This is a genomic window from Glaciecola sp. G7-5 (assembly GCF_055808975.1).
On the sequence record NZ_CM147892.1, the window covers coordinates 1,473,114 to 1,486,239 of the forward strand.

The 13,126-nt window shown below is 40.2% G+C and carries 9 protein-coding genes and 1 pseudogene; 4 read left to right on the plus strand and 6 right to left on the minus strand.

Features of this window, described 5'->3' with window-relative positions; all coding sequences use genetic code 11:
• Positions 1–27: 27 nt before the first annotated feature.
• Both AC0L6H_RS06325 and AC0L6H_RS06330 read right to left on the minus strand, forming a co-directional pair.
• Entirely contained in the window at positions 28–570 is a 543-nt protein-coding gene (locus AC0L6H_RS06325) for a hypothetical protein (RefSeq protein WP_473393241.1), read from the minus strand.
• Between the two features lie 45 nt (positions 571–615).
• Complete coding sequence (locus AC0L6H_RS06330; protein WP_473393243.1) at positions 616–3,543, minus strand: hypothetical protein; 2,928 nt, start codon at positions 3,541–3,543, stop codon at positions 616–618.
• Between the two features lie 360 nt (positions 3,544–3,903).
• Here AC0L6H_RS06330 and AC0L6H_RS06335 point away from each other — a divergent pair, with 360 nt between their 5' ends.
• Entirely contained in the window at positions 3,904–4,326 is a 423-nt protein-coding gene (locus AC0L6H_RS06335; protein WP_473393244.1) for a hypothetical protein, read from the plus strand.
• Positions 4,327–4,553: 227 nt separating this feature from the next.
• A complete protein-coding gene (locus AC0L6H_RS06340; protein ID WP_473393245.1) occupies positions 4,554–5,240 on the plus strand; it encodes a DUF2202 domain-containing protein in 687 nt (228 codons plus the stop codon).
• A gap of 49 nt (positions 5,241–5,289) precedes the next feature.
• On the opposite strand, the gene nrdD is transcribed toward AC0L6H_RS06340, so the two are convergent.
• A complete protein-coding gene (nrdD, locus tag AC0L6H_RS06345; protein ID WP_473393246.1) occupies positions 5,290–7,104 on the minus strand; it encodes an anaerobic ribonucleoside-triphosphate reductase in 1,815 nt (604 codons plus the stop codon).
• Positions 7,105–7,819: 715 nt separating this feature from the next.
• Here nrdD and AC0L6H_RS06350 point away from each other — a divergent pair.
• Positions 7,820–10,000 carry a prolyl oligopeptidase family serine peptidase gene (locus AC0L6H_RS06350; protein ID WP_473394476.1) on the plus strand — a complete coding sequence of 727 codons (2,181 nt, stop codon included), beginning with the start codon at positions 7,820–7,822 and terminating at the stop codon, positions 9,998–10,000.
• 83 nt (positions 10,001–10,083) lie between these two features.
• Here AC0L6H_RS06350 and AC0L6H_RS06355 read toward each other — a convergent pair whose 3' ends face one another.
• Both AC0L6H_RS06355 and AC0L6H_RS06360 read right to left on the minus strand, forming a co-directional pair.
• Complete coding sequence (locus AC0L6H_RS06355; protein WP_473393247.1) at positions 10,084–10,689, minus strand: hypothetical protein; 606 nt, start codon at positions 10,687–10,689, stop codon at positions 10,084–10,086.
• 21 nt (positions 10,690–10,710) lie between these two features.
• Positions 10,711–11,708: pseudogene (locus AC0L6H_RS06360) on the minus strand (branched-chain amino acid aminotransferase).
• 282 nt (positions 11,709–11,990) lie between these two features.
• Here AC0L6H_RS06360 and AC0L6H_RS06365 point away from each other — a divergent pair.
• Positions 11,991–12,638: a DsbA family oxidoreductase gene (locus AC0L6H_RS06365; RefSeq protein WP_473393249.1), complete on the plus strand. Its 648-nt coding sequence runs from the start codon at positions 11,991–11,993 to the stop codon at positions 12,636–12,638.
• A 61-nt stretch (positions 12,639–12,699) separates the two neighbouring features.
• On the opposite strand, the gene AC0L6H_RS06370 is transcribed toward AC0L6H_RS06365, so the two are convergent.
• Positions 12,700–13,008 (minus strand): isoamylase early set domain-containing protein, encoded by a 309-nt coding sequence (locus AC0L6H_RS06370; RefSeq protein ID WP_473393250.1) that lies wholly within the window; start codon positions 13,006–13,008, stop codon positions 12,700–12,702.
• Between the last annotated feature and the right edge of the window lie 118 nt (positions 13,009–13,126).

Sequence of the window (13,126 nt, forward strand, 5' to 3'; positions counted from 1 at the left end):
AAATACACTGTAGTGTGGCGGGAATAACTAGCGAGTACTTTTGAACGAAGACGATGGGGGTTCTAACAAAAAGGCCCTAGCTGCGCCACGGTCGTTTTGGAAGGTATTAAGTGATAGATAACTTGCTTGGTTTGGCACGATCACGACAAACGATATTTCAGAGACCACATTTGGGCGCAGTCGCCAAGAAATTTGTTGCTGTGGAAGTTCAAATTTCGCACCATCGATGGGCTTGACCGTAACACTAGCGTCTTGATATGTGGCCCCTTCAAATTGCAATGTCATATAAAGATGATTGGGTTTATCCGTTTTCTTTATCCAATAGTAGGTATTAATTTTTGAAGCTTGCTTATTTATTGGAGGAGGTCCACCAAGCCAGCGTTGAGTTCTTTTGCTTGTTGCTACAGGCGCATACAAAGTACTACCGTCTTGGCTCTTGAGCGATTCATCTTGTGCTAGTGTATCTTTAACAGTACGTAAATCGGGCTCATAGCCTGTATTAGTCGGTGGCTCACATGCTGTAACTAGCAATGTAAGCATTAAGGCAAAAAACCGAGAGCAATTGCACATGCAACTGCCTTCGGTTTGAGTTCTGTTTATCTTTTTAAACACTAACTATTCCGGCGCTCTTGCTAATTCTACTTTAAAGCCGCATTGGCTGCCGTTTAATATTTCTTGAGGCTCAAACATGCTCAGTTTTAAAGAATATTGCTTGCCAGACTCAACAGCAACGCGTCCATAATAATTGTCAGCATCGACCCCATGGTAATTAAAGAATATTACGCTATTGCCGTCTTCATTACGCATCTTAAAGAGGGTGTTTTGATCGCCCACAATATGATCATATTTATTTTTTAATCTAACCAATAAATTGCCAGTAAAGTTAGCGGTAAAGTGGAAACGGCGTCTCATACCCAGTCCGTTATCGCTGTTAGCACCGGGCAGATTTCTGTTTACGCAAAAAGGTGTTGAAGACGGTGTTAATAGTGCTGGCGACTCATCGCCAGTAGGAGCTGGTACCGAATCAAGATTTAACGCAATGTAGAGTTTTTCTAGATCGTCAGCGCCAGTCTCTGCATCACCTTTATTGTTTTCAGCGCTAATCGCTGGGTCTGCTGCGATACCTGATGGAAGCACGCCAAAAGGTTCGCTAGATTTAATATTATGAGCTGTCATTAACGATTCTACGTCAGTTCTTACATCTGGATTAGCTTCTAAATAATGATATAAGAATGCGAAAATAGTGGCTGAATGCATTTTTGTTTTAAGGGTTGTAACTGCATCAAAGAATTCATTCAGACCTTTACCTGGAAGTGTACCAATACCGTATAATAATGTGATTATGCTTGATTCAGAATAGAATCCAGTAACACTACCTGCAACTGATATGTCGGTTAAATCCATACACCAACCACCCATTTGTGCATCATCCGCTACGTCACAATAGTATTTGCTGCCCGATAACAAACCACCGATTGCAGTACCGTAGCCTTCCCCGTAGGCTAAACTAGCATCTTTGTGTTCGTAATCAGAATGCGAACCACCGGGGCTATCAGAGTAAGATAATTTATCTTGTAAGTAGTGACCAAACTCATGCCCAATAACACCTTGGTCAAATTCGTCTGTATCAGAATCTGCTTTACCTAAAATATAAAGACCGGGTTGTAAACCCTGACCTGCATAGTGGGAGGTATCGATTTGTCCAAGATTTTTATCACCTCCAGTTCCAATATTTTTAGTAGACCAATAAATATTAAGAGGCGGTAAGCTAACGTTTGGATTAATACTAGAAAGGGCATCTGCACCTGCTTTCATGGTTCTGAGGATAGCAAAAGGAGCAGATTGTCTTTGGTCTTCACTAATAACTCGACCACTATCATTGAAACCAATTTTAGCAAGTAAATCTTGTTGTGGGTTGTCAGAACCTGGCTGACTTAATGTCGTAAAGAAGGGAGTTGATATTTGGTACATTTTTCGCGGAATAGTATCGCTAGTGTTGTCGCGTACAGCGAAATTATATTCAGCGCCGCTGTTCGCGTTTGCTCTGGTTTTTTTAATTTCTGCTTTTACAACAACGCTAACACTGGTTGACTCCGGTGCATTGCTAAATTCGTAATATCCGTCATCAAAAGTTGTAGTGCTTGCTATTATTTCGTTGGCTGAATTGACTAAGTCAACGGTAACGCCCTTGACATCAAAACGAACGATTTTATCGCTTCTATAATCATGTGCCGCGCTAGTGGCAGCATCAATAAATGGGGCTTCAGCTGCTACATAACCAAACACATAGCTAGTGCCAGTGGATGTTGCTGCCGTTGCGTTAGCACTTCTATTGTTTGTTTTGGTTCTGCTCAGTAATTCATTTGTAGAAATAAACTCACCACTAGCATAATCATATGTACCAGGCTCAACAACCGTTATGGTGCTGGTGTTTTCAACTCTGCCGTGCATATCTTTAACCACAATTTCTGCTTCACCAGGCACTTGCGCTGGACATTCGGCATATACCAAATCATATTTGTTGTCGGTACTGGTGTCAGAAATTATTTGAAAGTCGTGTACCAAACAAGGTTCACCGGCTAACGTAACATCTAGCTTTAATGATAAATGTGTACCAACAATATCAAAAAGTGACGTTGTATAAGCGTCTATTACGCTCAATGCTTCAAGGCCATGACTTTCAGGATGATCGGCATCTATGTATTCGACTTGTGATGCAACTGGAGCAAGTACTACGTCATGGAAAAACTTATCTAAGTTTTCATCACTACCTAGGTAAGGTTCTAACCTAGTGTTGTTAAACATATTGTCTAGCGCATAAAAGTACGACTCACGTATTTCTTCATTTGTGAAAAAACCGTTGTTGGCCATACCAATGAACAATTCTTCTATTACAAATTCAGCATTATCAACGCCATAGTCTTCTTGCAATTGCGACAATGCCGCTAAGACCAAGCCGTAATTGCCTCGTTCGCTGCCGTCCATCGTGTCTACATTGATGTTTTGCGGCACTACCGCAGTCAAATCAATTCCAGCTAAGCCAAAGGATTTAGCAACGTTGGTTAATACATTTGTATACTCTTCTGGCGCTAACTCATAATAGTCGACAACTCTTGCAGCTACTTCAGTTAAGGGGCTCACCGTAGCGCTAAACTCTGAACTTGTAACGGTAACGTATGAGCGCAATGTGCCTGCAGTTAATATCTCTCCCGTGGCTTCGTCTTCATATGTGCCACCGCTACATTCAATTACGGCTAAACCAGTATCGCTGGGCACATCTTCGAATATAGCAACACCTGCGTTAGTTTCAGACGGCCCGGCTATTGTGCTCATGTTGCTATATGGTTCAAGTAGCGAACACGTGCCGCTATCAACGGGCGCGAGGACAAAATTTACTGTGGATTGTAAGGGGGCTGGTGTGTCATCGTCCTTATCGTCGTCGAGGAAACATCCACTTAAAAAAGATGCAAAAATAAAAGTAGATATACCTTTGATTAACAAATTTGCATTTTTGGACTTGCTTTGTGTATTGGCATGAAACATTTGGAAACTCCGTATGTAAATGTGTGTGTCGAAGCGACTAAACCGAAGATCTGACTACAGGCGGGTTTTCGGATGGCGGGAGGACTTCAAGAACACTTGATATAGAAATTTACTAAACATAGAACGCAAGCTTATATAAAAAATAAACACTTGTTCTAAATAGCAGATTTCGTTCTACAAAATTAAGGTGCCATAATACATTGCACTCAGAAATTTAGATTCAACTTTTATGTAAGGCTTTGTAAGCACTCGATAAAACGCCCGCTAAATTCTGTGTATCTAAATATGGCCTCAAATTTGCTACTAGTCATCTCTAAAACCACCTATACAAACAGAAAACTAGTAAATTAGAGGTAAATTATGCAAATTAAACTACTTGTAGGATTGTTATTCGTTAGTGCTGTCGCCCTTGCAAGCGATGACGCTACTATTTCAACAGATGCCAGGACGCCGATTCAATTAAGCGCCAAAGAGAAAGACTTTGTGTTAGAAAGAATGCGAAGAATGCTAGAAACGCTCACTGGAATTCAACAAGCTATGGTAGATGAAACGCCAGAAAAGATTGACGAATTAGTTGACTTACTCTTTGATTATACGAGAGAAAATCATCCCAGAGGTTTGCATGGAAAAATGCCAGCCGGATTTCAACAAATGAGTAAACAAGTAAACCGTCAGTTAAAAACCTTAGGTAAAGGAGAACTAGATACGGTCTTTATACAAAAGGAAGTGGTCACTATTATGTCAACCTGCAATGCATGTCACCGTTCATATAAAATAGAGTAATGCTCTTGCTCCTATTAAGGGGCGGGCAATCTCGCTATTGCTGCTACTATTTTGCCAAATTTGTCATTACCCCTGTCGATTTTGTCGCAAAGCATCGCTAAAATAATATGATAAATTTAGATTTTATAAAAAATACATGTAAAACAGTGGCTTGTGCTTTTCTTTGCTGTGGCATGGCGTTTGCAATCTCTTTGATAGAATAATCTAATTAAATAAGTGAATATCCTATGAAGAAATTGATAACCCTAGTTGCAATAATATTAAGCGTGTTTACTTTAAGCGCTTGCGGAGGAAGTTCGAAAGACACTGATGCGGTATTAAACGTTGATGTAGATGGCGCAACAACAGTTAACACTAGCACGCTCACCAATAATCTCGATAAGATTGGGCCTAGTGCCTTATCTGCTGGTGAGGAAGAAAGCCTTGCGTTTATGCGAGAAGAAGAAAAACTCGCTAGAGACGTTTACACCGCGCTTTATAATATTTATGGAACAAAAATTTTCAGCAATATAGCGGCAAGCGAGCAAAGTCATACAGATGCGGTACTTTCTCTAATTGAGCGCTATGGTTTGGTTGACCCTATGCAAATTGATGCCTACGGCTCATTCGAAAATTCAGAGCTACAACTCATCTACGACAACTTAGTTGTATCAGGTTCAATTTCTCTATTAGAAGCCTTATATGTTGGCGCTACTGTTGAAGAGTTAGATATTTATGATTTGCAAAACCAGTTAGATAACGTGGTTGATAACGAAGATATCATTTTCGTTTACGAGAACCTTTTGAAAGGCTCTCGTAATCACTTACGCTCTTTTAATAAACAAATTAAAAGTAATGGCGGTGTTTATACGCCCATTTATATTACTCAAGCACTTTACGACAGTATCATCGCTTCCCCAATGGAAACTAACTAATCTCGACGTGGCATGGGCTTTATCTAGATTTAAGGCGAAAAAGTAAAAGCTAACTGCATACTAGTTTTCGTTCTTTTTCTATACTTACAGGTGATTTATGGTAATAGCGTAAACTATGCTCTAAACGCCTCCCTTCACTAAATGCAGATACTCTTTTTAGATAGCCAATGACGCGCGTGCCATGGTCTATATTCTTAGAAGAGCAAGCAGGACATTTATATAAGGTTGCCTTGTTTATATGGTCACACTCATTGCAAATAGTGATTTTCACGTTAACGCAAAAATAATTGCAACCTGTTTTGGCTGCTATATTCAGAAGATTCAAAGCATTTTTTTGCGATAGCTTTTCTTCTAAATTCAAATGCAAAGCTGACCCGCCATCAAGATACTTAGTCATTTCCTTGCCGTGCATTATAAATTTATCAACATGGTTAACTTCATTATTTTCGACGGTATAAAAGTAAGAGTTATAACAGTCTCGTCGTACCCAATATCCGTCTTCTCTATCCCATTTTGCGTTCTTCACGCCTAAGTTTTCAGCTGGTACAAACTCGGTATTGAATCTATAACCATATTTATTTAATGCTCGCTTGTTCGCGTCATAAATAATCTGTAAATTATTTGACACAAAAGTTCTATAATCTGCGTTGTTACTTATTCTTATTCCCAAGAACTCTGCCGCTTCAGGCATCCCATTAATACCAATGGTTAGAAACTGTTTGTTTAAATCGATAAAACCGGCTGAATATACTGGCAATGCATTCAACTCGAAGTAGTCTTGCATTAAACTCCTGTAAGCCACCTGATACTTTTGTATTTTCTCAACTTCTTCTTTCAAATTACGATTGTCTTGGATTAAGCGGTTCATATTAATCGTAATAACGTTAATCGAGCCTGTTGAAACGCCACCTGCACCTAGGCTGTATGAGAAAGAGTTATCAACAATTTCATTGCGCAAACGGCAACAAGAAGCCAGTGAATCTGGACTGTCTGACTGGTATACAAAGAAAGAACCTCCTTCACTCATCGATTTTGCGCACATTTGTGCAAACTCTCTATCTTTCACCTTTTCATTCTCGGTCAACATTGCCGCAGTAACAACGGGGAAGGTTAAAATGGCCTTATCGCGCTCTTTGGTAAACCAGTCCAAGAAAAACGATTGCATCGCTTTTATATCTTCCCACTTTGGTTTTTGCATGTTTGGAAAGACAAAATCTCCAAACATAGATTCAAAATAGCATTCGTCATACAAGGAAATGTTCCAAAATACACTTTGATAACCACGCGCAGCTGCGGGTTGATTAATCGCATAGACAACATGTTGTAAGTGATTTTCAATCTGCTTTGTATGCGTCGCTAGGTAATCAGCTCCAAACTCTCTTCGTGCAAAATGGTCAAAGTAGATTAAAAACTCAACCGTTGCTATGGCGCCCGCAAATTGTGCGCTAATAGCAAATACCAGATTAACAAAGCTTCCACAAAATGATTCTAGATGCTGAGGTGCTTTTGATTCGCCACCTAGTTTAGTCAAACCATCGAGCAAAAATGGGTACATCGTAATTGAAGCGCAATAGGGTTTTAAACTCGTTTCGTCATGGACATAAATTTCATGATTCTCTATTTGACGAGCATACTCTTTTGCTAATGCAGGGCTGAATAACTTTTTGATTCTTTGTTGGACCTGTGCTCTATTCACTTGAATGAAGTAATCCTTCATAAGCTCTGCTTCTAGGGTTGCAATATTCTTTTGAGTAACGTTTGCGTTTGCGTCTAGATGCGCGCCATCAGCGGCGTTATGAGCACACATATAATTTTTAATGAAGTCGAGCTTATGATTAATATGTTCTTTTGGTAATTTCAACATGTCAGAGTATCTCCTGAAATTTATGGTTAAGTATGCGATTGCTTGCCACTTCTATAAACTTTTGATTGGTATTGACTTGGTTAAGGCCACCTAAATCACGTAACCAGGGCCCGGTTTTAAGAAATGTGAGTCGCTTTTTTATCTGTTCTGAAACTTGATTCAAACCCGTGTACAAACAGGTTTTGAGTTTGAATTCTTGCGCTATATCCAGCATTTCAATCAATTTGTTGGCCTTCCATTCACCACCAAAAAAAACAACGCAAGATATATAGCCATTATATTGCAACAAGTAATGTGTAAACGTTGCTGTAGTAAGTGGGCTACCCCTTCTTCGGACCAGGTATCTTTACTATGACAGCCCTTGCATCTTAGTGGGCATCCCATCACCGTAAAGCCTAAACTGACTTCATCAGGAACCTCTTGAAATAGTATTTGTGGACTAAGCGTGTTAAACATTGAAATCTCTATAAACACAATATGTTGTGTATTTATAATTCAAAAACACAATATATGGGTGATCTAGATCAATTTTTCACTAGAAATACCAATATTGGTGGAAGAATCGATCTCCGTTTTTAGTTTGCTTGTGTCATGTACTTTTTGTGTTCACTAAGGCATTTAGCGTAATATGAACAAGAATGACTATTAATTCGTAACAACAAACGACATAAAAATACAATAATTGGAAAATTCGATGAATATACATAATCCAGCATTGCTTAAGAGTGCGATTGCTCTGACGATGGCAAGCTTTATATTGGCTTGCTCTCCTAAACCTGAGGAAGTTGAAATGGCTAGCGCCAAAGAAGTTAAGGTTAAGCCCGTTAAAGTAACATATCCAGAAACAGCCAAAGGCGATGTGGTCGATACTTATTTTGGCCAAGAAGTACCTGACCCCTATAGATGGTTAGAAGATGATCGCAGCGAAGAGACTGAGGCATGGGTTGTCGCACAAAATGCGACTACTCAAGAATATTTGAAAAATATTCCTTATCGGACAGAAATAGCAGACGTGGTGCGTGATCTACTTGATTACGAACGTATTTCTGCGCCCTTCAAAGAAGGTGATTACACTTACTTTTATAAAAATGATGGCTTGCAGAATCAAAGTGTTGTTTACCGTCAAAAAGACAATGGCGAGCCTGAAGTATTTTTAGATCCCAATAAATTTAGCGAAGACGGAACCGTTTCATTATCGGGTTTATCTTTCTCTAATGATGGTTCACTTGCGGCTTATCAAACCTCTACTGGCGGCAGCGATTGGCGAGAAGTTTATATTATTGATACTAAAAGCATGGAGCAAATTGGCGAGACTCTAGTTAATGTAAAATTCAGTGGTATGCAGTGGTATAAAAATGAAGGCATATATTACTCAAGCTATGACAAGCCAGAAGGGTCTGAGTTGAGTGAAAAAACTGACCAGCATAAACTCTACTATCATAAGCTCAACACCCCGCAGTCTGAAGACGCAAAAGTATTTGGACACACAGATGAAGAGAAACATCGATACGTAGGCGCGCAAGTAAGTGAGGATAATCGCTTTTTAATGGTAAGTGCGGCGATATCAACGTCTGGAAACAAAGCTTTTCTGAAAGACTTAAGCAAGCCTAACAGTCCTTGGAAAACGGTTAAAGACAACTTTGATTCAGATGTATACATGCTCACGAGCGAAGGTGACAATTTATACCTAGTGACTAACGAAGATGCACCAAATACCAAAGTCGTGATGGTAAATGCCTCTAATCCAGGTGTCAGCAATTGGAAAGACGTGATTGCTGAAACAGATAACGTATTAGTACCTAGCACCGCTGGTGGATTCATTTTTGCAGAATACATGGTGGATGCGATTTCTAAGGTGTACCAGTATGACTTAAGTGGGAAAAAAGTTCGCGAAATTGATTTGCCCAGTATCGGCACTGTAGGTAGCTTCGATGGTAAAACTGACGATACTAGTACCTACTATACGTTTAGTAATTACACTACGCCCACCTCAATTTATGCTTACGATATCACCAGCGGTGAATCTAGCTTATACAACAAACCTGCATCAAAATTTGATGGCGAAAAATTTGTATCTAAACAGGTCTTTTATACATCTAAAGACGGCACTAAAGTGCCTATGATTATTACCCACAAAGAAGGCACTGTATTAAACGGCAATAATCCCACCATTTTGTACGGCTATGGTGGCTTTAATGTCAGCTTAACGCCTCGATTTAGTGCAACAGTTTCAGCATGGCTTGAACTAGGAGGCGTTTACGCTGTGCCTAATATTCGCGGTGGTGGTGAATATGGAAAAGCGTGGCATGATGCCGGTACGCAAATGAAGAAACAAAATGTATTTGACGACTTTATTGCCGCCGGTGAATACCTAATTAATGAGAAATATACCAGTAGCGAATACTTAGCTATTCGTGGCGGGTCAAACGGCGGCTTGTTGGTAGGTGCCGTAATGCTCCAACGCCCAGACCTTGCCAAAGTCGCTCTTCCAGCCGTTGGTGTACTTGATATGCTACGTTACCATACCTTCACTGCAGGTGCAGGATGGGCTTACGATTATGGAACGTCTGAGCAAAGTGAAGAGATGTTTAAATATCTTAAGGCTTATTCGCCAGTGCATTCGGTTAAAGCAGGTATAGAATATCCGGCGACCTTGATAACCACTGCTGACCACGATGACCGCGTAGTACCTGCGCACTCATTTAAGTTCGCCGCAGTGTTGCAGCAATATCAACAGGGCGATAACCCCACCCTTATCCGCATTGAAACTGACGCAGGCCACGGCGCTGGTACGCCCATCAGTAAAACGATAGAGCAATATGCAGATATCTATGGCTTTACTTTATACAACATGGGGGTTTTATCTCTGGATCAGTTGCAGCGGACTAACGAATAATATCTTTCGGATGGCATTGCAAACAAAAAGCTTGCAAACAAAAAGCCCGCTAACAAAAGCGGGCTTTTCTTATATTAACAGATCTATTCGCTTTCATAGCCCCAAGGCGTTACTGGCAAATCAACAGCCTTAGTCAAATCAAACTCTACTCTAAACTCTCTTCCTTGGCGGATTAGGCGATATACAAATTTATTTTCGTATATGTACATTTGCCAAGTATTGCCAACAGATTGAGCAATACCTAAATTCACAAAGAGTAATTTTGAATAAGCATCTGCAGGGAAGGACTGAACATTGTTGTACCCTGCGTCAACGGTGTGCCCACCGTACATCGTGAGTTCGTCATCAGAGCCGTCTTTTTCACGATGGTCGTGTTTTAAACTTAAGCCACTTCCCGTTTTAGTGATAAGCCACGTTCGTGAAGCATCATCACCCACATGAAAAGGCACTTGTAACTGCTTGTTTGTGCATGAGCGTACATGCATCACGAGCTTATTGTCAAAAGCTGGACTTGGGTCATTGTCGAACACGACTTTCCCTTCAAAGGCTTTCCCGCAATGCTTGGCGATTGCATCAAAAAAAGCATCATGCGTTGGGATAGACACTAAAGGTGCCGGCTTAGCGAAAGCTAAGTTGCTTATACTCAGCAAGGCAAACAGAGCCAATGCGCTAATAATGCCGTTTTTCATACGTGTATTCCTCTAGTCATCTTAATTGACTTTTACTAGCCAGCCATGTGTATCAGGCGCTTTGCCCCATTGGATATCATTTAAGGCTTGACGTAACTTCATTGTAGTAGGGCCTGCTTCGCCGCTGCCAACTTGATATTCTTTGCCTTTGTGAATAAAGGTGCCAACAGGAGTTAATACCGCCGCGGTTCCTGATAATGCTGCTTCTGTACCTGGTTTTTGTGCTCGTTCCAATAGTTCTTCTACTGTGATATTGCGCTCGCTTACTTTCATACCGAGGTCTTTAGCAAGGGTCAAAATCGAGCTTCGTGTTACGCCATGCAAAAAGCTTGAATCAAGTCCTTTGGTGATTATTTCGTTATCGTCGATTAGCAAGAAGTTCGCCGCTCCGGTCTCTTGTACATCGCCATTAGGGCAAAAAAGTATTTGATCTGCTTGGACTTCTTTTCTTGCTTTTAATATTGGGGGAGGGCGCTTGCGTAATTACCGCCACTTTTCACCATGCCCATGTGTGGAGCACAACGCATTCCGTCTTCGTCTAACAATAGGCGTAGCGGTTTTGCTCCACCTGCAAAGTAGTCACCAACAGGAGACAACAAAACATACATCATTGAGCTTAAAGATGGTGCAGCTGCCTTACCAATTGAAGCTTCTGTGCCAATATGAGTTGGGCGTATATACATAGAGCCAGGAGGTTCAGGCACTTCACTAGAATACTGTGCAAGAATATCTAAAATCATTTCTTGAACTTGTTCTTTATTGATTTTAGGTAACGATAGTAACTCACTGCTTTGGGCAAAGCGTGCAATATTTTGATCCATTCTAAACGTATAGATGCTGCCATCGCTGTGTCTAAAAGCTTTAAGCCCTTCAAAACACGTGCTCGAATAATGAAGCACATGGGCACCTGGGTGCAAACTAATACTTTGCGAACTGACTGTGCGAGCAACGCTCCACTGTTCATTTTCGAAGGTGGTCATTGCCATTTGTGGCATAAAAACAGTACCGAAGACAGCCATTACATTTTTCCTAAAGTGTTAAAGTAAGCTTACTAATATTTAAAGTGAGTGCTTATTATTGCTAAGCGAAGCGTGTTTGCACGCTACTTGGTTCAACTATAATGTGAATAGCAATTATTGTACGCCAAGATAACAAATAAATCAGGCAACTTTTTATTAATTTATGTAGATAAATATTGCTGCATTTTAGCAATTAATTGGTATGTGGTAACACATACGATATTATCAACAGTCTGGTGGCTTGATATTCATCAACTAGTTAATGAAAAGGACAAGTATTTTATGCAAAGCATCCAAATTGATATCGTGTCAGACGTTTCTTGTCCTTGGTGTATTATTGGTTACAAGAGCTTACAAATTGCGCTCGACCAGATAAAAGACAAAATTGAAGCACAGATCACTTGGCATCCATTTGAACTAAATCCCCAAATGCCGCCGCAAGGCCAAGAAATTAATGAACACTTGGGGCAAAAGTATTCGATAAATGAACAACAAATTCAGCAAAATCGTGAAGTAATAAAGGAACGCGGCTTAAGCGTGGGCTATGAATTTGGGAATCGAGGAGGAGGTCGAATTTATAATACCTTTGACGCGCATCGTTTATTGCATTGGGCGAAAGAAAATGATCTTCAGACAGAGCTAAAACTGGCGCTATTTGACTTATATTTTCAACAATCAGGCGACCCTAGTGACCACAAGCAATTGCTAGAAGTTGTTAAGAGTGTGGGTTTAGATGCACAGCGAGCAAATGAAATACTTGCAAATGATGACTATGCGAGCGACGTAAGAGAAGAGGAGCGGCATTATCAATCCCAAGGGATTTCATCGGTGCCAGCAGTGATTGTGAATAACAAACACCTTATTAGCGGGGGACAGCCTCCCGATGTGTTTGCGTCTGCACTAATGCAAATAAGCCAACAGCAAGGGTAATAGCATAAAAAAATGGGTAGCTAAGATGCTACCCATAATTATAGTGAGCGTTAACTAATAGCTATACTGCAACAACCGAATTGTCGTCAAACGAGACTGGTGATGGAACGTAAGCATCGGCATTCCAATCGTTTTCCCACTCTTTATTGTCTAGCAAATAACGAAACTCATATTGCGCGTCTTTTGATAAAACGACCGTTGATGAAAACGAACCATTCTTTAGTTTCTTCATGGGGGCAGCACTAAGATCCCAATCATTAAAGTCACCAACTATGCGAACATTCTCCGCATTTTTAGCTTCTTCTTTAGATAATTTGAAGGTTACTTTACAAACAGGTTTGGATTTTAAATATTGTTTCTTTAAGCTCATGAGACTTTCCTTTGGTAATTAAGTTACAGTAATTGCTCAATTATACAGCAGATTTTGCTATTTATGAATATTTTTTGTAATTAAATTACGAATCGAATTTGTCGCTTATAGGTATTAA